Here is a 26,995-nt window from a genome sequence, read left to right as displayed (position 1 = left end):
TCCCATGACCGTACACCGATGACTCCCGCCGGCGACGTTCGCGACCTCGTCTCCTTCGCCAACGACGACGGCGACCTCCGCGTCCGCGACTCGCTCACGAACCGTGCGTTCACGCTCGCACTCGACGCCGCCGACCGCGAACCCGCGCCCACCGACGGCTTCCTCTTCCCCGTCGACGCGGCCGTCGGAACGACGACCGGCGCCATCGAGTTCCCGCCCGATGTCACCGCCTACCTCCGTGATGCGGACGGCGAGCACCGCGGCGAGTTCTCCACGACGCCCCGCGACCTCCCCGAGGGCACGTACTACCTCGAACTCGCGGCGCCCGTGAAGACGTACGTCCGGCTCAGTCGGACCGCAGCGACCGCCGCGTACACGCGACCGCGGAGCGAGGGTGGCGTGCTCCGCGTCTCCTTTCCGGAGCCGGCGTACGTCGAGGTCGGCGCGCGCTCCGCGCACGACCGGCCGCGGGCGACGATGACCGTGCCGGACGACCCGCGCGCGCTGATGCGGGCGGTCTCCCGGTTCGGGTCGTCGATACGCGAGTTCTCGCCCGAGCGGTCGTGGCCGACGCTCCGCGGCCACCCGCCCGCCATCGAACGCGGCGACGAACTCCGGATTCCCGACAGCCTCTCCGTCCCGGATACGGGCGTCACGCTCGGCGTCCCCGAGACGTACGCGGATATCTATCGGGTCGCGCCGCTCGCGTACTACCTCGGCGCGACCGTCGAACCCGCGAGCGAACCACTGCTGTCCCTCTCGAACGGCTACACCGCCCCGCTCGCCCCCGACGAACCGCTCGAAGCCGCCGTCGACCGCACGCTCGCCACCTGCCTCGTGCTCGACTCGCTCGCGCGCACCGACGGCTACTACGCGCTCCCCCGCCACGAGTACGACGAACTCGCCGGCCGCCTCCCGTTCTACCCGCCAAACCTCTACGATTCGCCTATTCCCGAACAGCTCATGGAGTACCTCGAAGTCTCCCCGGGCCTCATCGCGCCGTACGTCCCGCAGTGGCCGGCAACCGCGGTGCTCCGGGACGACGCCGCGGACACGGAACTCCTTCCCCATGCGCTCGCCGGCCTCTGGCGCGTCCACGTCGACGACGACCGACGCGCGGACGGCTCGCGCGAGTTCGGGCAGGCCGCCGCCACCGCGCACGCGGCCGGCGTCCCGCCGGTCGGCGACACCCGACTCGTCCCGTCGTTCCGGGCCGCCGCCCGCCGGACGCCGTACGTCACGCGGGACGACGCGTCGACCGTCGTCTTCGCCGACCTCGACCGTGCGACTGCGCTCCGTGACGCCACCGCCGGCCTCCCCGACCCCGTCGCCGTTCCCGCGAACGACGACCGGGCGACCGTCCGGGAGACGGCCGCGGACGCGACACTCGCCTACTGGGACCGTCCCGCGTCTCCCGGCGGCCTCCCGTGCGCCGACGGCGTCCTCGGGTTCGACGCGCTCGACACGACCGCGCTCGGCCTCATCGTGGTCACCGGCGAGCGCGCGTTCGACGCGGCGGTCGCGCTCGCGGAACGCGGCGTCCCCGCGGCCATCGCGGCTCCCGACCGCCTCCCCGCCGACCGGGTCGCCGACCTCCTCCACTGCGTCCAAGTCGGGTGTTCCGTCGACGCCGCCGTGCGGTACGCCGGCCTCGGTGACGCCGTCCGCGTGGTCGGGCACCCGACCTACGTCCCCGTTCGTCCCGACGACGGTGCTATGCCCGCACGCGTCGACATCGACTCGCAGCCGTCCGGCCGGCACGCGTTTACGAGCCGGTTCGCCGTCACCGCGGACGACCCCGTCGGCGGAGCCGCCCGGCTCGTCCATCCGGTCGAACACGACACCTACCATCTCACCGGTGTCGACGTGACACACGCCGAAACGTACGACTCGGGGGACGCTGCCGCGCTCCTCGACCACCCGACGACAATCGTCCGCATCGACGGCACACCCGTCCGGCCGACCGACTCGGTCACCCGCGACACGCTCCGCCGCGCCGCCCGCGACCGCGCGAACTGACCGATCTAGGTCGCGTTGAATCCGCCGTCGACGAGGAGGCCGTGGCCCGTTATCCAGGAGGAGTTCTCGCTTGCGAGGAAGGAGACGGCGTCCGCGACTTCCTCGGGGCGGCCGAGGCGGCCGAGGGGGTATTGGCGTTCCATGCGTTCGCGGGCTTTCTCGGGGTCGTCGCTCCCGCCGAAGAACTCGTCCGCCATGCTGGTCTCGACGAAGCCCGGGCAGACGGCGTTCGCGCGCACGCCGGCGGGGCCGAGTTCGGCGGCGATGGCGCGCGTGAAGTTCAGGACCGCGCCCTTGGTGAGGGAGTAGGTGGCGATGCGGGGCGCGCCGACGACGCCCGCGAGCGAGGAGATGTTGACGATGCGGCCCTCGCCGGCTTGTTTCATGTGGGGGATGGCGGCGTGACAGCCGTTCCAGACGCCTTCGACGTTCACGGAGATGAGGCGGTCGCGGTCGGCGACGGACACGTCCTCGACGAGCGCGGGTTCGTGGCCGACGCCGGCGTTGTTCACGAGTACGTCGAGGCCGTCGTACTCCTCGACGGTGGCGTCGACGGTGGCTTCGACGGCGTCGTGGTCGGTGACGTCGAGTTCGGTGAACGTCGCGCTCCCGCCGTCGTCCTCGACGATGTCGACGGTCTCCGCGCCGCCCTCCGCGTCGATGTCGGTGGCGACGACGTGGTAGCCGTCATTCGCGAGTTGTCGAGCGATTGCGCGGCCGATGCCGGCACCGGCGCCGGTGACGAGTGCAGTCTCTGCCATACGACAGCTCCGAGTCGGGACGACTTAGAACCCGGGCGTCACTCGGGGAGCGCGGCGGCGACGCGGTCGACGGCGTCGTACGCGCGGTCGATGCGCGGCCGGTGGAGGTTCGTCATGAACCCGTGAATCATATCCTCGTACTCCTCGTAGGAGACATCCACGCCGTCGGCGACGAGGCGTTCGGCGTACGCGCGCCCGCCGTCCCGGAGTGGGTCAAACCCCGCCGTGATGACGGTCGCGGGCGGGACGCCGGAGAGGTCGTCGGCGTGAATCGGGTCCGCGTACGGGTTCCGCTGGACGATGTCGCTCCCGTAGTAGCAGTCCCGGAACCACTCCAAGTCGGCGCGGGAGAGCACGGTTCCGGCGTGGTCCTGTACCGACTCCTGTTCGAGTTCGACGCCGATACCGGGATAGCAGAGCGCCTGGTGGGCGACCGTGGGGCCGTCACGCTCCGCCGCGATGAGCGCGACGACGGCGGCGAGCGTGCCGCCCGCGCTGTCACCGACTACGGAGACTGTTCCCGTCGAGGCGAGCGCGTCCGGGTTCGCGGCCGCCCACGAGAGCGCGGCAGAGGCGTCCTCGATGGCGGCGGGGAACGGGTGCTCGGGCGCGAGCCGGTAGTCAACCGCCACCACAACGGAGTCGCTGCGGCGCGCGAGTTCGCGGCAGAGCCGGTCGTGGGTGGCGAGCGACCCCATAACGTACCCGCCGCCGTGGTAGAACACGACCGTCGGGAACGGCCCCCGGCCCTCGGGCCGATAGACGCGAACGGGAACGTCGTCGCCGTCGTCGTAGCCGGGTATCGTGCGGTCGAACGTTGCGCCAACTGCGGGCGGGTTCCGGTTCGACAGCCACGCGCTCACCCGCATCAAGAAGCGCAGGCGGCGGACGCCGTGGCGGTGGAGCGGCGTCAGCCCGAGTTTCCGCTGTCGCTCCACGACCGCGCGCGCCTGCGGGTGCATCTCGTCCGTTGTCTCCGTCGCGTCCGTCGTCATACCGGCCGTGCGTCGTCCACCGTCAAAACGCTACGCCCCCGCGACGACGTGGCCGATTGCTGAACTGTTTTCACGTCGGTCCGCGAAGGGTCGGTGATGGCAGTCAGTGACCTCGACCTCGACTTCGTGTCGTTCGGCGGAACCGGCCTCAAATCGAGCGAACTCCAGTTCGGGACGTGGCGGTTCGGCAAGCAGACTGAGGAGGGGAACGTCGAAATCGGCGAGGAGCGCGCGAAGAAACTCCTCACCGCGTACGCGGACGCCGGCGGCCGGTACATCGACACCGCGGACGTGTACGGCGGCGGCGCGAGCGAGGAGTGGATCGGCGACTGGCTCAGCGACCGGGACCGCGAGCGATACACTATCGCCTCCAAGATTTACTGGCAGATTCGGGAGAACGACCCCAACAGCCGGGGGACGAACCGGAAGAACGTCCGCGACCGCATCGACGCGCTCCTGGAGCGCCTCGGCACGGACTACGTGGACGTGCTCTACATTCACCGCTGGGACGACCAGACGCCGACGCGGGAGATGATGAAGACGCTGAATCGGCTCGTTGAGGACGGGAACGTCCACTACCTCGGCGCGTCCACGCTGCGGCCGAACGCGTGGAAGGTCGCGCAGGCGAACGAACTCGCGCGCGCCGAGGGCTGGGAGCCGTTCTCGGTGCTCCAGCCGCGGTACAACCTCGTGGACCGCGAAATCGAGGGAGACTACCTGGAGTTCGCGCGCTCGGAGGACCTCGCGGTCTGCCCGTGGAGCCCGCTCGGCCAGGGCTTCCTCACCGGGAAGTACACGCGCGAGGACGGCTTGACGGGCGAGTCGCGCGCCGCGGAGTCCAGTCGGTTCGCGGAGTCCTACCTCACCGAGGAGAACTTCGACGTGCACGACGAACTCGAAGCCGTCGCGGACGAGGTTGACGCGACGCCCGCGCAGACCGCGCTCGCGTGGCTCAGCCACCGCGACGGCGTTACCGCGCCCATCGTCGGCGCGCGCACCGTCGAACAGCTGGAGGAGAACCTCGGCGCGGCCACCATCGACCTCAGCGACGACCAGGTCGACCGCCTCACCGAGGCGAAGGGCGGCCCGTACAGCGGCCTCTAGCGGCGTCTAGTAGCTCTCTTCCGTTTCTATCGGCCCGCTAAACGTGCTGTACAGCACGGCGAAGTACCCCAGGACGAGCGGCAGGAACACCGCCATCATCAGCGTGACGAGGTTCAGGGGGAGCGTCGAGATGACGGCGTCGGAGACGGTGAGGGCGCTCCCGCGGTCGATTGTCGGGTACATCACGAGCGCGATGAGCGCGACGAGGCCGAACACGAGACCCGCGACGGCCGCGAACGCGCCGCGGTGGGTGTCGCGGCGGATCGCGACGACGTAGGCCGCGCCGAGCGCGACGGACAGCGCGAGCAACCCGAGCACGGGGAGCGACGTGAGCGCGCCCCGCAGACCGGGTTCGGCGACGTAGAGCGCGGAGACGAGCGCCACCGCGAGCGCGAGGTACGCGGCGAGCGCGGGCGGCCCGTATCCGGTTGTGTCCGCGGCGTCGGGGAGTTTGAGGCCGAGGAAGGCGACGGCGTCGACGACGCAGAGCGCGAGCACCGCGAGTCCGCCGAGGACGCCGGGGAGGGTGAGGACGCTGGGCGCGCCGACCAGCCAGTTCACGACGAACACGCCGAGCAGGAACGGCGTGCCCGTGCTCCCGACGACGAAGGACGCGCCCCAGAACCGACGCCACCGGTCGTCCGCCCGTTGTTCGTACATCTCGGGCGCGAGTCCGCGGAGGCCGAGGCCGGCGAGGATGGCGAACATCAGCAGGTAGTACCGGCTGAACAGGGACGCGTACACCTCGGGGAACACGGCGAACAGCACACCCCCGAAGACGACGAGCCACACCTCGTTCCCGTCCCAGAACGGTCCGATTGCGGCGAGGTACTGCTCCCGGGAGTGGTCGTCCGCGAGCGCGAACAGGACGCCGACCCCGAAGTCGAAGCCGTCCAGGAGGAGGAAGGTGCCGAGGACGAAGAAGACGGCGGCGAACCAGAGGTCGGCGAGCGGCAGGCCGAACAGGGGGCCGGCTGCGAGACTACTCACCGCCGGTCACCTCCGTTTCGGTGGTCGCATTCCGGAGGTCGTCACCGGTCGGCGGCCCCTGCCTGATGATGCGGCGGACCACGTAGACGTAGAGCGCGAGGAGGAGCGCGTACCCGCCCGCGAACCCGAGGAGCGTGAACAGGGCTTCCATGCCGGTCAGGGACGCGGAGACGCCGTCCGATGTCTTGAGAACGCCCTGAATCACCCAGGGCTGGCGGCCGACCTCGGTGACTATCCAGCCGACTTCGACGGCGACGAACCCGAGGAGGGAACTCCCGATGAGCGCCTTGTGGAGGAGGTCGTCCTCGAACAGTTCGCCGCGCCGCCACCGGAACCCGCCCCAGAACCCGAGGAGGATGAACCACATCCCGAGCGCGACCATGACGCGGAACGCCCAGAACACCACCGCGACCGGCGGGTTCTCGACGGGGAAGGATTCGAGGCCCTGAATCACCGCGCCGGCGTCCCCGCCGGACGCCAGCCAGGACGCCATCCCCGGTATCGCGATGCCCACGAGTTCCTTCGGTCCGGGTTCGAAGACGGCGTCGATGCTCGTCGGGAACGCGACGATGTACTCGGGGACGTACGCCTCCGTGTGCCAGATGGCTTCCATCGCGGCGAACTTCTGCGGCTGGGTCTCGTAGACATGGCGGGCGTACGCGTCCCCGTGGAGCACCTGGAGGGGGGCGGTGACGATGATGACGACGAGCGCTATCTTCAGCGTCGCCTCCCAGAACCCGATGCTGTTGATGTCGCGGCCGCGCACGTGATGTTTGAAGACGTAGTAGGCGGCGACGCCGGCCATGAAGAGCGCGACGGAGAGCACGGCCGCGTTCTGCATGTGGACGAACATGTACGTGAATCGCGGCGTGAAGTAGGCGGCGAGCGGGTCGGTGAGGTGGACGACGCGCCGGCCGTCCTCCACGACGACCTCGAACCCGCGCGGCGTCTGCATCCACGAGTTCGCGATGAGAATCCACACCGCGGACAGCCACGTTCCGAGGGCGACGGCGACGCTTGAGAGGAAGTAGACGGCGTCCCCGACGCGTTCGCGGCCGAACAGGAACACGCCGAGGAACGTCGCCTCTAGCATGAACGCCATCATCCCCTCCGTCGCCAGCGGCCCGCCGAACAGTTCGCCCGCCATCGTCGCGAACGCCGCGAAGTTCGTCCCGAACTCGAACTCCAGGACGAGGCCGGTGACGGTGCCGACGACGAAACTCACCGCGAAAATCTTCGTCCAGAACCGCCGCAACTGCTCGTATCGCGGCCGCCCCGTGCGGATGTCTTTGTACGTGAAGTAGACGATGAAGGGCGCGAGCCCCATGCTCATCACGGGGAAGATGATGTGGACGATGGTCGTGAGCGCGAACTGGAGTCTGCTCGCGAGCACGGGGTCAATCATCGCGTCCACCTCCGGCGTGTGCGATACGGTTCCGCCGAGCGACCCACCGTACGCTCATACCTGAGGGTTCGTCCGGTATCGCACTCAAAACAACCGGTGGTTCTCGCCGGATGAGAACTTAGTCGTCCGCGTGCGCCGCGTCCCGTGCTGGCTCGTCTGCGTACTTCTCTTCGAACTCGCCGATGAGCGATCCCATTTTCGCGTACCAGTCGTTCAGGGTGCGCTGGAGTTCGCGTGCGACTTCTTCCGCGTCCCGCGGCCGGTAGACGTGGTGGTAGCCGCCCTGCTCGTAGTTCACCTGGTCCTGTTCAACGAACCCCGCGTCTCGGAGGCGCTTGACGGAGCGGTAGGCGGTGGAGCGTTCGCGGTCGACGCGCGCGGCGACCTCGTCGATGGTGAGCGCGTCCTCGCTGTCGTTCAGTTCTTCGAACACGCGCTTGTCGAGGTCGGTGAGGCCGTGGAAGCACTCCAGGAGTCCCTCGCAGTCCATGTCGCGCCGGAGGAGCTCGCTCATCGAGTCAGCCATCGAATCACTGTCTCTAGCGCGTGTTCGCCCAAAAGCGTTCGCATGATTCAGGTAGACCGCCAGACTCCGTGGACGTACGCGCCCGCGAACATCCCGATAAGTCCCCAGAGGATGGGGAGGTTACCGATTCCGAGACTGGCGTACGCGGCGCCTGGACAGATGCCGGAAATTCCCCAGCCGACGCCGAAGACGACGCCGCCGATGACGACGTTCCGGTCGAACGACTTCAAGCGCCGGGTGTAGGCGCGGCTGGTGAGGGGTGCGCGGTCGAGGGCGCGCGTGGCGACGGCGAACGTTACCAGGGTCACGCCGGCCGCGCCGCCCATGACGAACAGGAGGCCGAAGTCCTCGAACTGGAGGAAGTCGAGGACGACTTCGGGGCGCGCCATCCCACTGACGGCGAGGCCGAGGCCGAACAGGAGGCCGCCCGCGAACACGGCGGCGAGCAGGGCGGGCGAGCGCTCGGGGTCGCGTGAGCTCACGGCGTCACCCCGAGCGCGCTCACGACTTGCGCGGTGCCGATGGCGAACGCCATGAACGTCGCGACGTTCGCGAACGAGGCGTTCGAGAGGGAGCCGACGCCGCAGATGCCGTGACCGCTCGTGCAGCCCTTTCCGAGGCGGGTGCCGATACCGACCAGAACGCCACCGCCGAGGAGTCGCCAGGGCTGCACGTCGGTCGTCCACGCGCCCGTGTCGGGGGCGAGCGCGAACCCCCAGACGGCCGCGCCAGCGACGATGCCGAGCGTGAACACCACCCGCCAGTCACGGGAGGTGACGTACTTCGCCTGCTGGAAGCGCGAGCGCTCGGAGACGTAGGAGAGCGTGGTTTCGAGGAACGTGCTCGCGCCCGCGAGGATGCCCGTGGTGAGGTAGATGAACGCCGTGCCGACGCCGATGAGGACGCCGCCCGCGAGGTAGGGGAGGACGCCGCGCGGGAACAGTTCGAGGCCCGCCATCAGTCGGCGCTCGCGGCGCAGTTGTTCGGACCGAGTTCGAGCGTGAACGCCTCCTCGTCGCTCGCGGCCTCCCGGCCGAGGTTGGTCGCGATGATGCGTTCGTGGTTCGCGGGCCGCGGCGGCATATCGGAGGCGACGCGCTCCACGAACGTCGGTCGGTCGAGCGACAACAGCGGGAGCGAGGCCGCGAGGTCGGCGAGCGTCGCGGTGTACGAGCCGTCGGCGTTGGGGGTGGCGGCGTCGCCGTAGTGGGCGGGCGCGACCACGGTGTCGTCCGGGAAGGACGACAGCACGGCCGTGAGGGAATCGTGGAGGGTCGCGGCGGCGTCGCGGGCGGCGTCCGGGTCTTCGAGGTCGGGTCGCGCGACGCTCTCCGTGAACAGGCCGTCGCCGGTGAGGAGCACCCCCTCGACGGCGTACGTGGTCATTCCGGTCGTGTGCCCGGGCGTGTGCACGACTTCGATAGTCGTGTTGCCGACGGGCAGTCGGTCGCCGTCTGCGACTGTCTCGTACGCGGTGTCGTATTGGACGCCGCGTGCGGCCGCCGGTCCGGGGAGCACCGCGTCAGCGTCGGTCTCGGCGGCGAGGTCGCGAATTCCGGAGACGTGGTCGGCGTGGACGTGCGTGTCCAGGGCGTACGCGAGGTCTGCGCCGTACGCGGTGGCGTCCGCGACGTATCGGTCAGTGAACGCGCGGAGCGGGTCGACGACCGCGGCCTCGCCGTCGGAGACGACGAGGTAGGCGAGACACCCCGAGGACGGCCGGCGGTACTGGAGAATCGTGGCGTCGCCGTCGTGGTCGAGTTCGACCGCGCGGTAGACGCGCGCCCAGCCTCGCATCCCGTCGTCGAGGTACGAGGCGTCGTACCCGGCGTCCCGGAGCGTGTCCGCAATGACGACGCTCGACTTCCCTTTCGCGCACACGACGACGATTTCGCGGTCGTCCGGCAGGGCGTCGTGCAGGCCGTCGGGAACGCCGTCGAGCAGGTCGAAGTAGGGGTGGTTCAGGGTGTCCACGGCGTCGCCGCCGAGCGTCCACTCCTCGTGGTCGCTCGCCGCGCGCACGTCGAGCACGAAGACGCGTTCGTCGCGTTCGATGCGCTCGTACAGGTCGTCGGGCGCGACCGCCGGCGCATCGGCGGCCGCGATGGTCTCCTCGTCCAACATCACTCCATCGTACCGGCCACGCGAGAATAAGGCTTCGGGTAGTAGTGAGAGATACGCACAATACTAACGTCCGAAAGTCTCCCTTACATCTCTACTAGAAATCTATATTGTACTACTACCGCAATACTATCGATTGGTTTTTATCTGCGGGTTCGATATTGTGCGTCGAGAGCAAGACAATGTCCGACTACGACGTCACCGAGACGCTCGACGTGCAGGGAGAGAACTGCCCGATGCCGGTCGTGAAGACGAAACAGCGCGCTGACGCGCTCGACGCCGGGAGCGTCCTCGAAGTGCTGGCGACCGACCCCGGGAGCGTGAGCGACATCGCGGGCTGGGCCGAGAACACACCGGGCGTCGAACTCCTCGCACAGGACGAGGACGACGTCATCACACACCACGTCCGGGTGACCGAATGACCGACGACGCCCCCACGCGGGCGGAACTCGCCGCGCGCGTCGACGACCTCGAAGCCCGTCTCGACGACACCGAGACCGAGGACGACGGGGCGTCGATGACCATCGTGGCGACGAAGGGCACGCTCGACATGGCGTACCCGCCGCTCATCCTCGCAACCACCGCGGCCGCGTTCGACTACGACGTGACGGTGTTCCACACGTTCTGGGGGCTGGACGTACTCCACGAGGAGCGCTCGCGCGACCTCGGACTGAGCGCGGTCGGCAACCCCGCGATGCGCGTCCCGAACGTCGTCGGCGCGCTCCCCGGGATGGACCGACTCACCACCCGGATGATGCGAAAACGCATCGCGGAGAACGACACCGCGAGCGTCCCCGAACTCGTCGAAACCGGCCTCGACCTCGGCGTCGAATTCCAGGCCTGCCAGATGACGATGGACCTCCTCGACTACAGCGAAGACGAATTCTACGACGGCGTCACGGCGGGCGTGGGCGCGGCGACCGCGCTCGCGGACATGGCCGACGCCGACGTGCAACTCCTCGTCTGATGACCGACCGCTCATCCGACCCGACCGACCACACCGACCGCACGCCCGACGCGCACGACCCCGCTACCGGCAAACCCGACCCCGGTACGCGCGCCGACCCGGCCGTCGGCGAGGGATTGCTGGACGAGGAGATGGGGCCGAGCTCGGCGATGGCGCACCTCTACCGGGGGGAAGTCCACCGGATGAAGTACTGGCGCGAGCGCCTCGACAAGACGACGAACTGGGCGGTCGTCGTGATGGCCGCCATCCTCACGTGGTCGTTCTCGGGCCGCGACAACCCCCACTACCTCATCCTCATCGGCGTCGCCGCGCTCGCCGTCTTCCTCGTGATGGAAGCCCGACGCTACCGCGGCTACGAGATCTGGCGGACGCGCGTCCGCCTCCTCCAGGAGAACGTCTGGTCGCCCGGTCTCGACCCCGAGCGCGGGCACGTGGACGACGACTGGCGCGCGGTGCTCGCGGCGGACTACCGCGAACCCACCGTGAAAATCAGTGCCGAGGAGGCGGTCGCGCACCGCCTGCGGCGGGTGTACCTCCCGCTGTTCTGCGTGCTCCTTGCGGCGTGGCTCGTCCGCATCTCCGCGTTCACCCCCGAGTCGTGGGTGGAGACCGCGAGCGTCGGAATGATACCCGGACTGGTCGTCGTCGCCGTCGTCGCCGCGTTCTACGTCGGGGCGTTCGCGGTCGCGCTCCGCCCGCGGACGTGGCGGGCGAAGGGCGAACTCCGCACCGAAGACCTCCGGCGGGAGTAGGCGGCTACGACACGCTTCGCCGCTACTTCCGGCTTCCCGTTTGAAGATGCGGGTTTCAGTCTTCCTCGCCCGTTAACGCCCGCCTATGTGTCCGCCACGCCAACTACCGAGTACAGATGTCCGAGTACGCTATCGACGCCGACTGGAGCGACCTCTTCATTGACGGGGAGTGGGTGGAGAGCGAGAGCGGCGACACCATCGCGGTCGAAGACCCTTCGACGCGCGAGACGGTCGCCGAGGTGCCCGCGGCGGTCGAGGCGGACGTGGACGCCGCCTACGAGGCCGCCGAGGCCGCGCAGGCGGAGTGGGCGGACGCGCCGCCCGCGCGACGCGAGCAGGTCGTGCAGGACTTCCTCGACGCCCTGCACGCGCACGAGGACGAAATAATCGACCTGCTGGCGCACGAGGCCGGCGGGTCGCCCATCATGGGCGAAACGTCGATACAGATCGCGTCCGACCACGCGGCGGAGGCGGCGACGCTCCCGCGGCGGACGAAGGGCGAGCACGCGAACTCCAACATCCCGGGGAAGGAGAACATCGTACAACGGGAGCCGAAGGGGACGGTGACGGTCATCAGTCCGTGGAACTTCCCGCTGAACCTCTCGATGCGCGCGGTCGCGCCCGCCATCGCGTCCGGGAACACGGTCGTCCTGAAGCCCGCGACGAACACGCCCATCACGGGCGGCCTCCTGTTCGCGAAACTGTTCGAGGAGGCGGGGCTGCCGAACGGCGTGCTGAACGTCGTCGTGGGTGAGGGCTCCGAAATCGGCGACCGGGTCGCCGGCCACCCGGTCAGCGACGTGGTCGCGTTCACCGGGTCCACGTCGGTCGGGCGGCGGGTCGCCGCGACCGCCGCGGAGAACCTCGCCGTGCCCGCGATGGAACTCGGCGGGAATAACGCACACATCGTCACCGCGGACGCCGACCTCGAGCGCGCGCTCGACGGCGGTACCTTCGGCACGTTCGTCCATCAGGGCCAGGTCTGCATCTCCATTAACCGCCACCTCGTCCACGAGGACGTGTACGACGAGTACGTCGAGCGACTCGCGGAGCGCGCCGAAGACCTCCCGGTCGGGAGCGCGCATACCGACGAGACCGTCGTCGGCCCCATCATCGACGAGAGCCAGCGCGACGAGATGCTCGGGTACGTGAACGAGTCCATCAGTGAGGGCGCGACCCTCGAAACCGGCGGCGAGACCGCCGACCTCGACGAAGTCGAGGACTCACTCGTCGTGAAGCCGACCGTGCTCTCCGACGTGACGAACGACATGCCGGTCGCGGCGAACGAGCACTTCGGCCCCATCGCGCCCGTCATCCCCTTCAGCGACATCGACGAGGCCGTCGAACTCGCGAACGACACCGAGTACGGCCTCTCCGGGAGCGTGCACGCCGGCGACCTCCAGACCGGGAAGGAGATCGCCGAGCGCATCGAGACCGGGAACGTGCACGTGAACGACCAGTCCATCAACGACGAGGCGCACGTGCCGTTCAGCGGTATCGGCGCGTCCGGTATCGGGACGTACAACAGCGACGCGTTCCTCGAGGAGATCACGGAGCCGAAGTGGATCAGCCTCCAGCGCGAGGCCCGCGAGTACCCCTTCTAACCCCATCTTTTTTGCTGAGGGTCCGCGGAGTTCGGTGCGTGCCATCGCTTCCACTCGCCGACCTCGAAGCCCAGGTCGGCGACACGCACCGAACGGTCGAGGACTTCCACGTCGAGCGCGGGAAGGTCGCGGAGTTCGCGCGCGCCATCGACGACCCCGACGAGGTCTATCTGGACGAGCAGGCCGCGCGCGACGCGGGCTACGACGCGATTCCCGCGCCGCCGACGTTCGCCCGGACCTCGTTTTTCCCTCGGTACCGCCCGGACGACATCGACCACACCCTCGGGTTCGACCTCGGGTTTGACCGCGCGCGGGTCGTGCACGGCGAACAGCGCTACGAGTACGAGCGCCCGCTCTACGTCGGGGACACGCTCACCGGCGACACCACGCTCACGGAGGTCTACCAGCGCGAGGGCCGGGGCGGCGGAACGATGACGTTCGCCGTCCTCCGCACGGACTTCACCGACGAGTCCGGGAGTCACGTGCTCGCGGACTACAACACCCGCATCGAGACCGGGCGCGCCATTCAGGGTGAGTCGGAATGACGGAGTCGTTCGCGGTCGGCGACACGTTCGAGCGCGTCACCGAGGACGTGACCCGCGAGGACTTCGTGCGGTACGCGGGCGCGAGCGGCGACTTCAACCCGATTCACTACGACGACCCGCACGCCCGTGACGCGGGCTACCCGTCGGTGTTCGGGCAGGGGATGTTCACCGCGGGCGTCGCGTCCGGCCTCGTCCGGGAGACGTTCGGCCTCGCGGCCCTCCGCGAGTACGACACGCGATTCGTTGCACAAGTGTGGCCGGGCGACACCCTCACCACGAGGCTCGAAATCACGGCCGTCGAGGAGACGGCGGACGGAACGCGCGTCGAGGCCGACCTCGTCGTCACGAACGACGACGGCGACCGCGTGGTGGACGGCGGCGCCGTCGCGGTGCTCTAAGCCCCGAGCATCCAGGCGTGGACGGCGTGGACGCCGGCAACCGTCGACCCGACCCCCACTAACATACGTGAGACGCAACCCAAAACCGATAAACGCGGGGCGCGCCGAACTCCGCGTATCGTGACGAACACGCAGATCACTCTCGTCCAACTCGACAACTACGGCCCGTGGACCGTCACCCCGAACCCCCGGCGGGAGGTCGACCTTCAAACGCTCCAGTCCCGGCTCTACGCCGACCTCTCCCAGCTGTTCGGCACGCGCGACGGCTACGTCTTCTTCACGCGCTTCGACAACATGGTCGCCGTGACGAACGGCGTCGACGCCGAAGACCACGCGCGCATCCAGGAGTCCATCCGGAACCGCTACCCCGTCACCGTCAGCCTCTCCACCGCCGCCGCACCCAGCCCCGCGGACGCACTCGGGCACGCCACCGCCCGCCTTCAGGAGGAGGGGAGCGCACAGGACGAATCCCGGACGGAAGCCCTGCTCGGCGCACCACTGGAGGACGACGAGCGCAGCGACGACGACGTGCAAATCGCGCACTTCGACGTGAACGACGCCACCGGCGAGTACACCGACGAACTCGACGCCTACTCCACGTTCATCCACATCGAACAGGCGTACGCCAGCCTCATGCGGCACATGCACACGGCGCACGACTCGCTCTCCTTCTTCGTCGGCGGCGACAACATCATCGCCGTCTGCCCCGCGATGGACGACCCCGCCTACCGCGACGCCATCGACGCCGTCCGCGACGACACCGGCGTCGACCTCAAAGTCGGCGTCGCCCGCGGTGCGACCGCTCACGACGCCGGCATGGGCGCGAAACACGCCCTCGAAGTCTGCCGCGAGGAAGGCACCGTCGTCGAGTACGACTAGTTTCACTCCGGTACCAACACCGTTTAGCCCGCTCTCTCCCTTCTCCCGCGTATGAGCGAGCGTGGCGGCCGCGGCGACCGCCTGCCGGGTGCGCCCGACCCCGCGGAGCGCATCGTCCTCCACGTCGACATGGACTGCTTTTACGCCTCGTGTGAGCGCCGTCGGGAGCCCGAGCTTCGAGGCGAGCCAGTCGTGGTGGGGATGGGGTACGAGGCCGTCAGTCCGATTACTCGGACTGCCGATTTCGACACCATCACTTCGTGACGTGTCGAAAACGGGGAGACAGTTGGCGCTATCCAACGCGGGAATCGCCGTCGCCTCATCCGTGAAGTCGCCCCGTGAATCATCGGTCTATGTCGATGCGAATCCATTCGCTTGGTGCGTAGTCGTGTCGAAGCGGACTGCCGTCCGTGACTTCGCTATAATCGAACGTAGGAGCGATTGGTACCATCGAGGGTACCAGCAACATTATCCGACTCTCCTCGTGCACCACGTATACACAACATTCCAATTTTGCCCTCGACCTTTCCCCACTGACTGAAGTAGTAGGCGAAAATCAATACTGGTCGGGACACATCGGCCATTGTATATGACCGATTACGTCTTCGCTGTCTGCTCATCAGGCCACCTGATTGACTCCGAAGAATACGACAAAGCAGCAATTGAGGAGATGGATGTCAACTCGTCGATCACAGCGACTACGATACAGAACCCCGATTACTCAATTACACAGAACTACTGTCCAGACTGTGGCGGTCAAATCCTAACCCAATGCACCGATTGCGGAGCTACCATTCGGGGAGAGATTCCGTATACAGATTCTCCGAGTGAGGGCTTAATTCCCTCCTTTTGCTCTACCTGTGGTGAATCATTCCCGTGGACCACGACCGTCGAGTCAGAAAAACAGCGAGACAGCGAATTCATCCAACTCGATGACGCAGACATTGACGGTCACTTCTACCCAGGACTAATCTACGAAATCAACCTCTGTTACAAGGTCAAAGCCGATCAAGCAGCCTTAGTCCTGAACCGAAAACTCATCGAGAATCTCATCGCAGACTCCTTACGGGCCGCCTTTGGGATGAATGCTCTCGAACTATTCTACGATCAGGAAGAAGGGCGTATTCACTCTCTAAGCGTCTTAGTTGACAATATGAAGGAGAAACAATCCGAACTACAGCGATACGCTTCCATCGAGGAAGACTTCTTCAAAGCTATAGAAGAAATGAAGTATCACGGGGATGCGTCCGCACATTCGATAGAGGAACATCCCACTCAGGAAAACGTCACAGAAAAATCGGAGACAGCAACGAGTGTTGTGAAAGTCCTCTTCCGTCTCCGCAACGAGGCGAAAACAGCTCACAGAAATCGCTGATATTGAGGCCTATCCCGTGATGAAGGGGACAGTACGCGAGCGGTCGGCCCGCGGTGCTCGCGGTCAGTCGCCATAGGCGACGTGACCGCTGTGCGTCCCGCGCTCGACGCGCTCGCTTGGCGTCAAGAGTGGGGGATTGGTTAGAGTGGTACTTTCTCACCGTCGAAACAGATACGCGGCGCACCAGTGCCTCGGGGTTTAGCCCACGTGAACCACTTCACGCCATTATGAGGTCAGCCACACATCAAACGTGGGGGCGGGAAACTCTCGCACAACCCATAGACCATTACTACCGTAGTGCCGCTCTCTCAACCTGCATTCCTCACAGTACCAGCTTAACCAACACCACCCTCCCTCACACCATCTTCGTTGGTTAACATCTACGCACGATACCCCTTTGAGTGAGCGAGCCCTCTCTGTGCCACCATGCAAGCGAGAGAACAACCACAGAGCCGTCCGACCCGCTCTCGATGACCCAATCCACTCACCGCGAGAAGAAACCGCTATCTCAATTACTACTCGGAGGCTACCGTCTCAAACCCCTCCCGATAGCACGGCCAACACCCCAAGCCCGTCTCGGCGCGTAGTTCGTCACACATACAGTCATCAGGCCGTTCATCCGTCTCGTCCTCGTCGTCGCTATCCTCACTAATCTCGCAGTCATCGCCGACACCGACGACGGTGTCCATTTCCTCAGTCGTAGCGGAACTCTCAAGGTTTGTCTGAATGTACTCTTGCATGGGTTGCCCAACCCACTGCGTCCCATTCCAGTGGGGCGCTTTCTGCAAAGCACAATACGCAGTGAGTCACTACTCTCTTCACCCACGAACCACATAATAGTATTCCTTTATAGGAAATTCCTTTGGCGGAAACTTACTTTACGCGGACACACAAACAACCAACCGTGGACGACGATAACACTGAATCCGAGCGTCACAGAGAGGCGGCCCCGAATGAACAATATTCCGACGAAGACTTCTTGCAGGCCATTAAGAACGGCCACAAGGGCACAAGCGACATTGCAGAGGCAGTCGGCTGCAAGCGCCGAACAGCCGACTATCGGCTTCGACAACTACGCGAACAGGAAAAGGTCACAGCCGAAAAAATCGGGCGGACACTCGTCTGGACACTACCCGACTAAACAACCGAAAAATGCTGCAATTATGTGGTTGTAGCTTCGCGCTGACTCGTTGCCGACAACTGCCGCGACACATTCACACGCTTGATCTCGTTCGTCTCTCCATCAGCCGTAATCCCGAAACGAACGACTCCCTCACCAAGGCCCTCGAAGCGAACTTCTTCTTCCAGCAGGACGAATACTTCGCTCGTCTCCATCTCGGAACCACGGGACTCTGGCGGCAGCCAAGCCACTGACAGTACCTCCGCGGTGAACATCATCGAGGAGAACTCTAAATTGCGGATGCCTCCCTCGTTAACTACGTCGTGGATGAGACGCACACGGTCACTACGCGTATCGAGGCTACGCGCCCGCTCAACGATGGCTTGCGCGGTTGATTGGTGTTCTGACTTCGCTACCTCGCCGCCGTCTGCAATAGGTTGCCCAACCATTGCATCTGAATCCAGCAGTGCCATCCCCTTAGTACTTTTCCTATAGAGGAAATTTAGGTTTTTGTGTGCACTTAGTGGAGCATTGCCGCGAGTGCTGAACCTAGCAAGACACCCCCAGGGAGGCGGGGTCAAAAATAGTCTACCCTCAAATCCACCGATCCCTGGGGAGGGCGTCCCCACGTCTCGAAAAAATGCCACGCTATCAGGGATATCTCCCCACCGTCACGATTTGAGTAGGCTCCCTTCCCGACTACCCTCGGTCGCGCTCACAGAATTTTGCCGCGCGACCTCCAGTTTTTCAGCCGATTCATTCCCATTGGACATATTGTGGGAAAGATTTATTACCAAAGGTAATAAACAGTGGTGGTGGGAATGACTGCGAGGAATAACCCTGTTGTGCTAAGTGACGAGGAAAACAGCTCCTTGTCGACATCACGAAGGAACGGTTTGGTTCAACTGAACACCCTTACGGGCACGTTATAGGAACTCTCGCTCGGGACTACCTCCACGAGACTGACGCAACCGACACCCCGAAAACAAGAGATACAGTCAATTGATGGATACCTCAGTAACGCACACCACATCGAAGATCACTGCCGACGCCCGCGTCATCGCAAACTTCGAAGAAATCGCTCGCCACGTCGCCGCCAACCATCCCGACGACATCACCCAACCCGCAACAACCGCACTCTCAATGTTCAACCGAGAATATATCGAACAGTACGCCGAGGACTTCGAAGAAAAAGGAGAGAAATCATGGGTCTACACAGGCGGTGATGACAATGAGTAACTCTGACGACCGCGACACCCTCCCCGTCTACGACCCCGACGATGTCCCCGACGACGCCGCAGTCCTCCAAAACGGCATGATTGTCGGGGAGAACGGGCCGCTCGGACGGATCGACAAAAGCAAACTCGACACAGGGAGAGACAGATGAGCACAGCTACATCCCCACTCTCGGACTGGGTGCCGTACCCCGAGAGCGACGACACAACACCAAGCCGTGTCTACGTGAATGGAGTGCGTATCCCGACTGGTGATGTTGACTTGCACGTCCGCAAAGAAGGCCCACTGGACGTTACACGATACGCAGAAGGATACTTTCCCTCACGGAAAGACGGCACAGACTGGCTCACCGCCTTCAACACACACGCACCAAACCAACAAACGAACTTCGACACCATCCGCGTCGACATCCGCGACCACACCACACACGCCTTCTACCCCACCTTTCGCGGAATCATCACTGGTGTTGGGAACGCAGCAGATGGCGGGCCACAGTGGTGGAAATGGCGGGCTGAAGGCCTAGGCCACCGTCTCGATGATGTCCCCGCCAGCAAGAATTTTAACGGCATCAACGTCAAAGACATCCTGAGATACGTCGCTGACCGTCTTAACGACAAACTCCACGTTCCGATTACGTACGACGCTTCACACAGATCCGTACAGCAAGGGGCAGGCGATGAGCCTACGGAAGATGAATACAATCGCGGCGACACCTACGCGGAACGATACAATCCGAACGACCCAGATACGCCTGATGGGAATCGGTCGATTGCTGACGACCTCGACACAGTCTCCTCATATAAGACGTTCCAGTACGGTAAGCACACACTATCCGACATCCTCGACTGGCTGGCGGAGAAACTGAACCTATACATCTGGTTCGAACCCACCCCAAACGGTGCCCGACTCGTCACCACCAACCAACCAACAACCCACACTCATCGCGCCCACTATCTCGATGGCAACACACAGATAGTGAACAATGACGCACTCAGCGAACTCAAACCCGTCAACACCCTTATCGTCAAAGCACCCGCGAAACGCTCCGTCCAAGACACGGATACGTACACGTACAACGAACGTGGCACCCAGCTCGTCGCCGTGAAAGCCCGCCACCAGACACTCTACGAACGTGCAGGTGGTGTCGAACTGCATGCTGAACCTCATCGGCTCAGTGACGCGATGACGAAACAGGAAGCCGTGAACGAAGCACGGAAACGCCTGAAATCAGCGATAGACGAGACAACCGCAGGCGACATGCAAACACTCCTTCGCAGTCCCATTACGCCCTATGATACTATCGAAGCGAAACCAACCGTCGACGAATACGCACTCACGGACATGGACTCACTGACGTACGAAGTAAGTCGCGTCCACCATCAGGTTCGAGCAAGCGGGCTTTCAGAGACGTCGTTGAACGTTGGGATTCATACGGACTCGCTTGCCGATATCGAGATTATTGATTCGTGGCAATCAGAGGGGGCGTGATAGATGTCGCTGGCCCCGCATTTCATCATCGTTGGTTGTCATTTGTGGGTATGGGTGGACTGATACTCGAAGCCGAGGGCGCGGACGGCACCATCCGCCTCTACACCGACCGTGTCGAGATCGATGAACACCGCTTCCTCGAACCGCTACGCACAGGAACAAAGACGAACATGATTCCGCTCCGCGAACTGGGGAACATCGAATACATGTCGCCAGGGCGGATTCGGCCAGGGAAACTGAAACTCATGCCAAGCGGCGTCGAAAGCAGTGACAGCGACATCCACCAGGGAAAATACGAGATTACGTTCAACGCAGGCAACGACACCTTCCCCGAACTACGCGACGAACTTGAGAAGTACAGAGGTGACGCCGAGATTCAAGGCAGAGATGTATCTACTCAATTTGATACTACTACGGGCGACGATCCAGTCAAAATACTGAATCGACGGTATGCCCGCGGCGAAATCAGCGAAGACGAATACGAGAAAAAGCGACGACGGCTCGAAGACAATTGATACAGCTCACAGGCTGAACAATACTGACGAGATGCTCAATGGCTCCCCGAATCAGCCACTTCCAAAGACTGCGTTGATGTGTTCTCTGCGCTCATACTGGTTGCTGTACTGTTGTCGGGCCGCGTCATCCCGACTACCTGCGTTGATGACTGTTGTTGAGTGATCGCGGTAGACGTTACCTGCCTGGGAAGTAGGTGTTCGTCCACTCGTCGGTACGTCCGCGTTCAACGCGTTCCTCCCCTTCGCGAACTCCTCTAGTTCTTTTCGTGCGTTTGCGATATCACTACTCACTCCGCTGAATATTGACCCGAGACTTGCGACAACAGGAATCAACCCAACTGACAGCAAACCAAGTAAGGCGGCAGTCGCAGTGTACGCCGTCCACGACGCTGCCGCCACCCCGAGTAGGGACGCGATCTTCGCGGTCAACGCTGGGAGAACGGTAGTAATAATCGTCGACGCAAGCGACACCATACTCCCGATGAGGCCACCCGTAGCGACCGACCACAACGCCGTCGCCGAGACAACCGTGAACAACGCCCCCGTAACGACTCCGAACGCCGTCAACAACATCGGGAACTGACCGAGAAGGTTCGCGAACACGCCGACCACGCCCGCGACCACACCAGCGACGGTGAGGAATCCCTGACTCAGGTGCATCACCACGGGGAGAATGTCGACCACAGCCGCCCCGATCATCGTCAACGCGGGGAGAGCGCGACTCAACTGCGTGGCCAGTATCCCGAATACGTCGACGTTCGCGAGGAACGCCGTCAAGCCAGTAAGCAACGGCATTGTCGCCGCCGTGAAGGCGAGAGCTTCTTGGGTGAATGACGGTAACGCGCTCGTCGCAAACCCAACCAGGCCTCGGAACTCGTCACGGAACGCCAGCAAGCCCGCACTCGCGTCAGCCAGCGGGCCAGCCAGCATCTCAACACTCGAAATCGCCGACTCAATGACAGGAGCGAACGAATGCGCGAGCGGTGCAAACGCCGAAATGTACGTCTCCGCCACATCGGATAACCGATTCGTAATCGGCTGCATCGACACCTCGCCCGTCTGCTGCAACGACATCCCCATCAAGCCGAGTGCGCCGATTCCACCAAGCACAGCAGCAGCACCAAATGCCGCTGTCGCAAGCGCTCCAATGCCGACGAGGGCAGCAGGAAGCGCAGCTGCTAATGTAACCATCAACGGGATGGTCGCTGCAACTGCATTGTGGAATCCCGTCATCGTCGGACGGAGACTGTCCATGTCCTGACGCAGCCGACGGATTTGTTTCATAAGCGTGTTACTCCCGAGCAGTGTCGCATCCTCGTCATCAAGGTCGTTGATAGCGTTCGTGAACTCACTCGGCCCACCGAACGTGACGCCTTGAAGCGTCCCCATGTCGACTTCGCTATCGGAATCAACGGCAAGGTCAACTGCGTGTTCAAAGTCGACCACGTCTTCTATGTCGCGGCCAAGTAACTCGTCGACGTTCGTCACCTCGCCGCCGCGCCGACCGAGCGTTTCACGGTCAAGAAACGGCTCGACAGACTCTCCCCAGTCGTCAATATTCTCGATGGAGAACGTGTGATGTTCGACCCCGCCACTCGTTGCCATCACTGCATCCGCTTCCTCCGCCGTGGCAGACAAACCCTCCATACTGAGCGAATCATCGACATCCGAGTCCACGTTGACAGTGACGTCGTCGTTGATGGCGTTATCAATGGCATCACCAATGTCGTTAAACCGTTCATCTATGGCATCCTCACCGCTGACGGGCTGGCCTGTCGCCGTGCTGCGGAACTGACTCCCACGGAGACGGCTATCAACAGTGACATCGTCGCTGATGACGTCACTGGTGTCCGCTTCGACATCAACAGTAACCTCATCGTCGATAGCTTCCAATCCCGCATCAAGGGCGTCCAGCTCACCGACAGCCTCACCCACACCTGTTACCTCAACGTCAACCTTGACGTGGTCACGGCCACGACCAGTGTCACGTATCTGGTCGTCAACATCCGCGAGGAGGTCTTCAAGCTGGAGGAGATCATCAGTGAATTCGTCTTCGACTTCGGAGACAAGACTCAGTCGTTCTTCTTCAGGCATCGTAGATCAAAGGCTGTCAGAAAATTTGCGAGCAATACAGGGAGGCGGAAACGCGATCACGTCGACACTTCAGGACGGCATCCATCGCCGTCGACGACATCGGCGGTAAGCAATTTCACCACCTCGCCGTAGGGTACTTCGATAGTTCCGCAAAGTTCGCGCGCTGCTTCATCCAGACGATGCTTCTCGTCGTCACTCAGGGCAATAGTCGTATCTCGCTGACTCATATCGAATGAAGAGGAGTTGTAGTCGTCGGCCTCTCACTTACTAGTGTGGAGCCGACCTGTATAACGCGCTATAATCGACTCCCAACTTACCAGTATCCAGCTGACCCGTAAAACGACTCCAAGAACCTCTCACCTGCACGTTCCCCTCCTTTACCCGCATAATGGGTTACACCGACCCTCCATACACCTTTAAATACTCCTCTCACTCCCAAAACCACTAAACCGACCACCAGAACGACCAATACGTCACCATCGAAGCGAAGCCGACCGCGGGCGACGAGGCTGTCGAGGAACTGGACTCACTCACTTACGAAGTGAGTCGCGTGGAACACGACATCGACAGCAAACCTTTCCCGAGATCGAAACTCCACGTCGGCGTCCACACACTCGAAGCCTAATGCAGTACTGGGGGTGTGCCGTCACTCCCCACATTTCATTATTCCTCATTGTCACCTGCGAATGTGAGAGAACTGATATTCAAAGTCGAGGGCATGGACGACACTATGAAACGGCGGACAGTACTCGCAACAGCCGCCAGCGCCACACTCGCACTCACCGCAGGCTGCACAGGCGGGACTGGCAGTGAAACAGCGTGCCCTGACTCTCCCACCAAAATCAGGAACATTGATACGAACAGCAACAACCGCATCGCCGTCGTCGGCACCGTCACTAACACCGACGAAGACAACAAAACAGTCACTGTTACGGGCGATACAGGCACACTCATCATCACAGATCCACCAGGCTATCCACCCGAGGGGGAGTGCGTCCGTGTCGACGCCATCCCACAGGGGTGCATCGGCAGCGGATGCAAGAACGGGACGTACGTCCAAGCACTCAATATCTACAAAGCGACGACAACGTCCTAACCTAAACCACCACTCAGACAACCCTCATACCGAATACAACTACAGACAGGCCGAGAACAAGCACGGATACCGTATCCATCTCGGCAGTGAAAAACACCGCTCAATTACCACACATCCATTACTGTAGCCACTTCCAATACAACGGGCCGTACGCAATCCCGCACCGAGTTGGTGCCGTAACCTTCCCTGCTCCTCTCGAGTGGGTTCCACGGGGTCAGAACCATACCGCTACACAGAATAGTCGGGGATTCTACACGACACGTCGAGACTATGCGAGCGCACACGCGCATAGACGCTCGCCCGAATTACGATAGGAGATGGTATACACAGCAATAGTACAACGATACTGTAGTATGCACACAGCAACGTCCCCACAGTGTAGCGAACAGAAGTATGTGACCCCGGCCCGCGCGGGCGTCCGTTCGCCGCCATTACTGGACGTTTCGCTGGTGGCGTCGAGAGTCATGGATTCCCTTGGTTCTGCGTGGTTCTTTCGCGGCGGTGGAACGGGTACGGCGGGCTGTGGTGGTCGGGGTGACTGCGTCGAAGCCACAGAGTCCTCTCAGAACATATGCATACGCTGTGCGGTTGGCTAAGCTGATTCGTTGCACCAATAGGATGCTTCCCTCTTGGGAGGCTCTGAAGGCCCGCAGAATATCTATATGCCACCTCAGAGACAATTGGGTATGTACCGTGGTTATACTATTCGGGGCTGAACGTATCGACAGCTCGCAGGACGACCAAGGCGGAGTAGAGATTTTGTATCACAGCCTCCCTTTTTACCCACCAAACCTTTACAAGTCAGGAATATGAAATAGTAAGTAACGGCACTACGCCCCCGAGACCATCGGGAAAGACAAGCCCCTGAACGCTGTCAACGGAGCTGCAACCGCTCCACTGGACCCATTGAATCTGGTGTCCGAGGTCGACAAACGGCCAGCATACCGCGACGTCGGCCTACCCCGCAAACACGTGCTCCCTGCGGGAATCGGACTCTCCCCAATCTACTACGGTTGACTACCAGGGAACCAAGATAGGTGGCGACATGACAGAACTGGAACGTTACCATAACCAGCCCCTATCGTTACGTGAACTATGGTACATTACTACGTTTCTGGGGGAGACTATATCTTTTGTAATGGAAAACATAGCTATGTAACTAACTCTGCGGACAGTATATTATACAGAAGGTATACCGCAGGGTGATCGGTGGTAGCCTACTCAGTTGGCTACCTTGAGTTATTCACAGAAGTGGAATCTATTCCTCCCCGCTGTCTTCATCGCTCGCGTTGGCTGCGATCTCAACCCTATCGACGTCGGTCATCTCGTCGGGGAGAGCCTCCATCGTATGGTTGTCAGACCCATCGGCGTCATCGGACATGCCTGGTTATACCAAGACAAACTGTATAAGAATTCCGACGGCAATTACGAGAATACCGAGAAGGAACGAGAAAATCGAATATTCGACCTCACGATTTCTCTGTTCAACCTCGTTCTTGATGGTCTCAATCGTCCCAGGATAATACTGGTGCGTGTACCAGTATAGATACTGTGTCTCCGAGAGATTATTCCGATCAATTTTCTCCACCTCGGATAACGAGATACCAATTGGCAGCGTCTGAGACCTATAGGCTTTGAGCGCGAACAGAGTCGATGCGAAAAGAAGCGCAGCACCGAGATACAACGAAACGTGTAGATTCGGATGTATCTCCACTTGGGTTACTCCAGCAACGAATATTGAAATAACGACTCCATTAACCTGCACCATCCTGATTGCTTTCGAGGCGTGGCCTCCGTGTTTATCCAGCCCTCGTTCTATCGCGCTCCTAGTATCATCATGCAGATGTCGGAGTGCCTCAACATCGGGAGTCTGCACTTCGGGTCTATCATCGCGCTGTTCGTCGCTCATAAATCAGCCTATAGGGCCGTCTCCGCCCAGCCACTTCCATATTCCCCCGCCCTCGTCGAACTATCTTCCAGCCGTTTGATTTCATACCAAACGAATCGACAGATGGAACGTATTCATTAACACGACCTTCCCGTTCAACTTGTATCTACAAGAGACTACTGCGAAAACAAATAACCGTCCGTCCCTGCAAAGATAAGACGATAGAATGACTGATCCAAGCAGCCAGACAACAACGAGTGGAGAGTCAGGGACCTCACTTAGTGAAGAACAACGGGCCGCACTTGAGCGAATCGAAAAATGGGATAATGAGCGAGTCGCTGTAGTTGCCAGAGCATTTCTCCGTGCGGAGGATAACCACTCGTGCTCTCCTACAGAATCCCATCTCAACACTGATGGAGAGAATTGACTTAGTCGTCCTCGAAGAACCCCCGTCGTTACTCACAGCTGGTTGGAGAGGGAAGTCAAAGTTGAAGACGATTTACCGTGCTGTAGAACAGCGTCCCAAGTCGACGTCGTCGGCTTAGGGGTTCCTGTTCGACGTTGATCCTCCCATCGTCGCCTGCTGTGACAGTGAACGAGACTTTGAGTGGTCGTGCTGATTCCGTTTCCACTGTGAGCGTCAACAGACAGTTCTCCCAATCAGCATTCTTTACAGATTCAGCATCCAGCGTCGAGGTCGTTTCCGCAACATCATCGGGACTCGACCCTGATGACGCCAAAAAGGCGATCTGGGGTGATTCTTTGACACCGACATGGACTTCGTCATCTGGGGTGGTCCTCACGAAACGTAGTCCGTCCGAACCCGTGTCCAACCTCACATTCTTATTGCGCGATTGCCGCATCAACTCAAGTTTCTGTGTCCGTCCTGCAGGAATCGTCGTAACGTAGTGCTGCTCGTTATCACTAACGATGAGATCGGCCTTCGTCGGAAGCCACGGAGCGTTCGTTAGGCTCCGAATGACTGACCCCCCCCTCGGCTACCCGTAGGTGTATTGTCCCCTCGCAATTCTCCGCAGGCCTGGTTCCGATGTTAGCGACAGTTACACGGAACGAATACTGTGGATCTTCATCCTCTGAATCGACTACTGGAATACGG

General features: G+C 62.5%; 29 protein-coding genes and 1 pseudogene. 17 read left to right on the top strand and 13 right to left on the bottom strand.

Going from position 1 to position 26,995, the window contains the following annotated elements; all coding sequences use genetic code 11:
- Nucleotides 1–18 precede the first annotated feature (18 nt).
- The gene (locus U3A55_RS09585) at nt 19–2,019 is read left to right on the top strand and encodes a hypothetical protein (RefSeq protein ID WP_330991281.1); all 2,001 of its coding nucleotides are present in this window, start codon (nt 19–21) and stop codon (nt 2,017–2,019) included.
- 5 nt (nt 2,020–2,024) lie between these two features.
- On the opposite strand, the gene U3A55_RS09580 is transcribed toward U3A55_RS09585, so the two are convergent.
- Both U3A55_RS09580 and U3A55_RS09575 read right to left on the bottom strand, forming a co-directional pair.
- Nucleotides 2,025–2,780: an SDR family NAD(P)-dependent oxidoreductase gene (locus U3A55_RS09580; RefSeq protein WP_330991280.1), complete on the bottom strand. Its 756-nt coding sequence runs from the start codon at nt 2,778–2,780 to the stop codon at nt 2,025–2,027.
- A gap of 38 nt (nt 2,781–2,818) precedes the next feature.
- A complete protein-coding gene (locus tag U3A55_RS09575) occupies nt 2,819–3,775 on the bottom strand; it encodes an alpha/beta hydrolase (RefSeq protein WP_330991279.1) in 957 nt (318 codons plus the stop codon).
- A gap of 96 nt (nt 3,776–3,871) precedes the next feature.
- On the opposite strand from U3A55_RS09575, the gene U3A55_RS09570 reads away from it, so the two are divergent.
- Entirely contained in the window at nt 3,872–4,879 is a 1,008-nt protein-coding gene (locus tag U3A55_RS09570; protein ID WP_330991278.1) for an aldo/keto reductase, read from the top strand.
- Nucleotides 4,880–4,885: 6 nt separating this feature from the next.
- On the opposite strand, the gene U3A55_RS09565 is transcribed toward U3A55_RS09570, so the two are convergent.
- The 6 genes from U3A55_RS09565 to U3A55_RS09540 form a co-directional block, all read right to left on the bottom strand.
- Entirely contained in the window at nt 4,886–5,869 is a 984-nt protein-coding gene (locus U3A55_RS09565) for a cytochrome d ubiquinol oxidase subunit II (RefSeq protein WP_330991277.1), read from the bottom strand.
- Complete coding sequence (locus U3A55_RS09560) at nt 5,862–7,274, bottom strand: cytochrome ubiquinol oxidase subunit I (protein WP_330991276.1); 1,413 nt, start codon at nt 7,272–7,274, stop codon at nt 5,862–5,864. The genes U3A55_RS09565 and U3A55_RS09560 overlap by 8 nt, the downstream gene beginning before the upstream one ends.
- Nucleotides 7,275–7,392: 118 nt before the next feature.
- Complete coding sequence (locus U3A55_RS09555) at nt 7,393–7,800, bottom strand: helix-turn-helix domain-containing protein (RefSeq protein WP_330991275.1); 408 nt, start codon at nt 7,798–7,800, stop codon at nt 7,393–7,395.
- A 47-nt stretch (nt 7,801–7,847) separates the two neighbouring features.
- Nucleotides 7,848–8,282, bottom strand: a complete 435-nt coding sequence (locus U3A55_RS09550; RefSeq protein WP_330991274.1) for a DUF6691 family protein — start codon at nt 8,280–8,282, stop codon at nt 7,848–7,850.
- Complete coding sequence (locus tag U3A55_RS09545; RefSeq protein ID WP_330991273.1) at nt 8,279–8,758, bottom strand: YeeE/YedE family protein; 480 nt, start codon at nt 8,756–8,758, stop codon at nt 8,279–8,281. Before U3A55_RS09545 ends, U3A55_RS09550 begins: the two co-directional genes overlap by 4 nt.
- Nucleotides 8,758–9,924, bottom strand: a complete 1,167-nt coding sequence (locus U3A55_RS09540; RefSeq protein ID WP_330991272.1) for an MBL fold metallo-hydrolase — start codon at nt 9,922–9,924, stop codon at nt 8,758–8,760. Before U3A55_RS09540 ends, U3A55_RS09545 begins: the two co-directional genes overlap by 1 nt.
- Nucleotides 9,925–10,103: 179 nt before the next feature.
- On the opposite strand from U3A55_RS09540, the gene U3A55_RS09535 reads away from it, so the two are divergent.
- The 9 genes and pseudogenes from U3A55_RS09535 to U3A55_RS09495 all read left to right on the top strand — a co-directional run bounded on the left by U3A55_RS09535 (nt 10,104) and on the right by U3A55_RS09495 (nt 16,441).
- Complete coding sequence (locus U3A55_RS09535) at nt 10,104–10,343, top strand: sulfurtransferase TusA family protein (RefSeq protein WP_330991271.1); 240 nt, start codon at nt 10,104–10,106, stop codon at nt 10,341–10,343.
- Nucleotides 10,340–10,888 (top strand): DsrE/DsrF/DrsH-like family protein, encoded by a 549-nt coding sequence (locus U3A55_RS09530; protein WP_330991270.1) that lies wholly within the window; start codon nt 10,340–10,342, stop codon nt 10,886–10,888. The genes U3A55_RS09535 and U3A55_RS09530 overlap by 4 nt, the downstream gene beginning before the upstream one ends.
- A complete protein-coding gene (locus U3A55_RS09525) occupies nt 10,888–11,640 on the top strand; it encodes a DUF2270 domain-containing protein (RefSeq protein ID WP_330991269.1) in 753 nt (250 codons plus the stop codon). The genes U3A55_RS09530 and U3A55_RS09525 overlap by 1 nt, the downstream gene beginning before the upstream one ends.
- A gap of 116 nt (nt 11,641–11,756) precedes the next feature.
- Entirely contained in the window at nt 11,757–13,244 is a 1,488-nt protein-coding gene (locus U3A55_RS09520; RefSeq protein WP_330991268.1) for an aldehyde dehydrogenase family protein, read from the top strand.
- Nucleotides 13,245–13,282: 38 nt separating this feature from the next.
- Entirely contained in the window at nt 13,283–13,789 is a 507-nt protein-coding gene (locus U3A55_RS09515; RefSeq protein WP_330991267.1) for an FAS1-like dehydratase domain-containing protein, read from the top strand.
- Nucleotides 13,786–14,187: a MaoC family dehydratase gene (locus U3A55_RS09510; protein WP_330991266.1), complete on the top strand. Its 402-nt coding sequence runs from the start codon at nt 13,786–13,788 to the stop codon at nt 14,185–14,187. The genes U3A55_RS09515 and U3A55_RS09510 overlap by 4 nt, the downstream gene beginning before the upstream one ends.
- Nucleotides 14,188–14,307: 120 nt before the next feature.
- A complete protein-coding gene (locus tag U3A55_RS09505; RefSeq protein ID WP_330991265.1) occupies nt 14,308–15,066 on the top strand; it encodes a GTP cyclohydrolase III in 759 nt (252 codons plus the stop codon).
- Between the two features lie 51 nt (nt 15,067–15,117).
- Nucleotides 15,118–15,279, top strand: a pseudogene (locus U3A55_RS09500) (Y-family DNA polymerase); the annotation flags it as partial.
- 376 nt (nt 15,280–15,655) lie between these two features.
- The gene (locus tag U3A55_RS09495; protein WP_330991264.1) at nt 15,656–16,441 is read left to right on the top strand and encodes a DUF2321 domain-containing protein; all 786 of its coding nucleotides are present in this window, start codon (nt 15,656–15,658) and stop codon (nt 16,439–16,441) included.
- 515 nt (nt 16,442–16,956) lie between these two features.
- On the opposite strand, the gene U3A55_RS09490 is transcribed toward U3A55_RS09495, so the two are convergent.
- On the bottom strand, nt 16,957–17,181 hold the full coding sequence (locus U3A55_RS09490) for a hypothetical protein (protein WP_330991263.1): 225 nt from the start codon (nt 17,179–17,181) through the stop codon (nt 16,957–16,959).
- A 164-nt stretch (nt 17,182–17,345) separates the two neighbouring features.
- On the opposite strand from U3A55_RS09490, the gene U3A55_RS09485 reads away from it, so the two are divergent.
- A complete protein-coding gene (locus U3A55_RS09485; RefSeq protein WP_330991262.1) occupies nt 17,346–17,582 on the top strand; it encodes a transcriptional regulator in 237 nt (78 codons plus the stop codon).
- 20 nt (nt 17,583–17,602) lie between these two features.
- Here U3A55_RS09485 and U3A55_RS09480 read toward each other — a convergent pair whose 3' ends face one another.
- Nucleotides 17,603–18,034 (bottom strand): hypothetical protein, encoded by a 432-nt coding sequence (locus U3A55_RS09480; RefSeq protein WP_330991261.1) that lies wholly within the window; start codon nt 18,032–18,034, stop codon nt 17,603–17,605.
- Nucleotides 18,035–18,566: 532 nt separating this feature from the next.
- Between U3A55_RS09480 and U3A55_RS09475 the strand changes: the two genes are divergently transcribed.
- Genes U3A55_RS09475 through U3A55_RS09460 form a run of 4 tightly spaced genes read left to right on the top strand, consistent with a single transcriptional unit; the run spans nt 18,567 to nt 20,800 of the window.
- Nucleotides 18,567–18,800: a hypothetical protein gene (locus U3A55_RS09475; protein ID WP_330991260.1), complete on the top strand. Its 234-nt coding sequence runs from the start codon at nt 18,567–18,569 to the stop codon at nt 18,798–18,800.
- Complete coding sequence (locus U3A55_RS09470) at nt 18,793–18,948, top strand: hypothetical protein (protein WP_330991259.1); 156 nt, start codon at nt 18,793–18,795, stop codon at nt 18,946–18,948. Before U3A55_RS09475 ends, U3A55_RS09470 begins: the two co-directional genes overlap by 8 nt.
- On the top strand, nt 18,945–20,285 hold the full coding sequence (locus U3A55_RS09465; protein ID WP_330991258.1) for a hypothetical protein: 1,341 nt from the start codon (nt 18,945–18,947) through the stop codon (nt 20,283–20,285). Before U3A55_RS09470 ends, U3A55_RS09465 begins: the two co-directional genes overlap by 4 nt.
- Before the next feature lie 50 nt (nt 20,286–20,335).
- Nucleotides 20,336–20,800 (top strand): SHOCT domain-containing protein, encoded by a 465-nt coding sequence (locus U3A55_RS09460; protein ID WP_330991257.1) that lies wholly within the window; start codon nt 20,336–20,338, stop codon nt 20,798–20,800.
- Between the two features lie 51 nt (nt 20,801–20,851).
- On the opposite strand, the gene U3A55_RS09455 is transcribed toward U3A55_RS09460, so the two are convergent.
- Nucleotides 20,852–22,894, bottom strand: coding sequence for a hypothetical protein (locus U3A55_RS09455; protein ID WP_330991256.1), 2,043 nt, complete (start codon nt 22,892–22,894; stop codon nt 20,852–20,854).
- Nucleotides 22,895–23,582: 688 nt separating this feature from the next.
- Here U3A55_RS09455 and U3A55_RS09450 point away from each other — a divergent pair.
- Nucleotides 23,583–23,990: a hypothetical protein gene (locus tag U3A55_RS09450; RefSeq protein ID WP_330991255.1), complete on the top strand. Its 408-nt coding sequence runs from the start codon at nt 23,583–23,585 to the stop codon at nt 23,988–23,990.
- Between the two features lie 1,258 nt (nt 23,991–25,248).
- Here U3A55_RS09450 and U3A55_RS09445 read toward each other — a convergent pair.
- Together U3A55_RS09445 and U3A55_RS09440 are read right to left on the bottom strand one after the other, a co-directional pair.
- Nucleotides 25,249–25,371, bottom strand: a complete 123-nt coding sequence (locus U3A55_RS09445; RefSeq protein ID WP_330991254.1) for a hypothetical protein — start codon at nt 25,369–25,371, stop codon at nt 25,249–25,251.
- 6 nt (nt 25,372–25,377) lie between these two features.
- Nucleotides 25,378–25,899: a hypothetical protein gene (locus tag U3A55_RS09440; RefSeq protein ID WP_330991253.1), complete on the bottom strand. Its 522-nt coding sequence runs from the start codon at nt 25,897–25,899 to the stop codon at nt 25,378–25,380.
- Nucleotides 25,900–26,995: the final 1,096 nt, after the last annotated feature.

This window comes from Salarchaeum sp. III, assembly GCF_036418315.1.
Taxonomy (GTDB): Archaea; Halobacteriota; Halobacteria; order Halobacteriales; family Halobacteriaceae; genus Salarchaeum.
The sequence above is the reverse complement of the archived record's forward strand: the minus strand, read 5'-3'. Positions and strand labels throughout refer to the sequence as shown.

Bases quoted from the DNA above. Each gene is read 5' to 3' on its own strand.
- U3A55_RS09585 (WP_330991281.1), top strand. From the start codon at position 19: ATGACTCCCGCCGGCGACGTTCGCGACCTCGTCTCCTTCGCCAACGAC.
- U3A55_RS09580 (WP_330991280.1), bottom strand. From the start codon at position 2,780: ATGGCAGAGACTGCACTCGTCACCGGCGCCGGTGCCGGCATCGGCCGC.
- U3A55_RS09575 (WP_330991279.1), bottom strand. From the start codon at position 3,775: ATGACGACGGACGCGACGGAGACAACGGACGAGATGCACCCGCAGGCG.
- U3A55_RS09570 (WP_330991278.1), top strand. From the start codon at position 3,872: ATGGCAGTCAGTGACCTCGACCTCGACTTCGTGTCGTTCGGCGGAACC.
- U3A55_RS09560 (WP_330991276.1), bottom strand. From the start codon at position 7,274: ATGATTGACCCCGTGCTCGCGAGCAGACTCCAGTTCGCGCTCACGACC.
- U3A55_RS09555 (WP_330991275.1), bottom strand. From the start codon at position 7,800: ATGGCTGACTCGATGAGCGAGCTCCTCCGGCGCGACATGGACTGCGAG.
- U3A55_RS09545 (WP_330991273.1), bottom strand. From the start codon at position 8,758: ATGGCGGGCCTCGAACTGTTCCCGCGCGGCGTCCTCCCCTACCTCGCG.
- U3A55_RS09540 (WP_330991272.1), bottom strand. From the start codon at position 9,924: ATGTTGGACGAGGAGACCATCGCGGCCGCCGATGCGCCGGCGGTCGCG.
- U3A55_RS09535 (WP_330991271.1), top strand. From the start codon at position 10,104: ATGTCCGACTACGACGTCACCGAGACGCTCGACGTGCAGGGAGAGAAC.
- U3A55_RS09530 (WP_330991270.1), top strand. From the start codon at position 10,340: ATGACCGACGACGCCCCCACGCGGGCGGAACTCGCCGCGCGCGTCGAC.
- U3A55_RS09525 (WP_330991269.1), top strand. From the start codon at position 10,888: ATGACCGACCGCTCATCCGACCCGACCGACCACACCGACCGCACGCCC.
- U3A55_RS09520 (WP_330991268.1), top strand. From the start codon at position 11,757: ATGTCCGAGTACGCTATCGACGCCGACTGGAGCGACCTCTTCATTGAC.
- U3A55_RS09510 (WP_330991266.1), top strand. From the start codon at position 13,786: ATGACGGAGTCGTTCGCGGTCGGCGACACGTTCGAGCGCGTCACCGAG.
- U3A55_RS09495 (WP_330991264.1), top strand. From the start codon at position 15,656: ATGACCGATTACGTCTTCGCTGTCTGCTCATCAGGCCACCTGATTGAC.
- U3A55_RS09490 (WP_330991263.1), bottom strand. From the start codon at position 17,181: ATGCAAGAGTACATTCAGACAAACCTTGAGAGTTCCGCTACGACTGAG.
- U3A55_RS09480 (WP_330991261.1), bottom strand. From the start codon at position 18,034: ATGGCACTGCTGGATTCAGATGCAATGGTTGGGCAACCTATTGCAGAC.
- U3A55_RS09475 (WP_330991260.1), top strand. From the start codon at position 18,567: ATGGATACCTCAGTAACGCACACCACATCGAAGATCACTGCCGACGCC.
- U3A55_RS09470 (WP_330991259.1), top strand. From the start codon at position 18,793: ATGAGTAACTCTGACGACCGCGACACCCTCCCCGTCTACGACCCCGAC.
- U3A55_RS09465 (WP_330991258.1), top strand. From the start codon at position 18,945: ATGAGCACAGCTACATCCCCACTCTCGGACTGGGTGCCGTACCCCGAG.
- U3A55_RS09460 (WP_330991257.1), top strand. From the start codon at position 20,336: ATGGGTGGACTGATACTCGAAGCCGAGGGCGCGGACGGCACCATCCGC.
- U3A55_RS09455 (WP_330991256.1), bottom strand. From the start codon at position 22,894: ATGCCTGAAGAAGAACGACTGAGTCTTGTCTCCGAAGTCGAAGACGAA.
- U3A55_RS09445 (WP_330991254.1), bottom strand. From the start codon at position 25,371: ATGTCCGATGACGCCGATGGGTCTGACAACCATACGATGGAGGCTCTC.
- U3A55_RS09440 (WP_330991253.1), bottom strand. From the start codon at position 25,899: ATGAGCGACGAACAGCGCGATGATAGACCCGAAGTGCAGACTCCCGAT.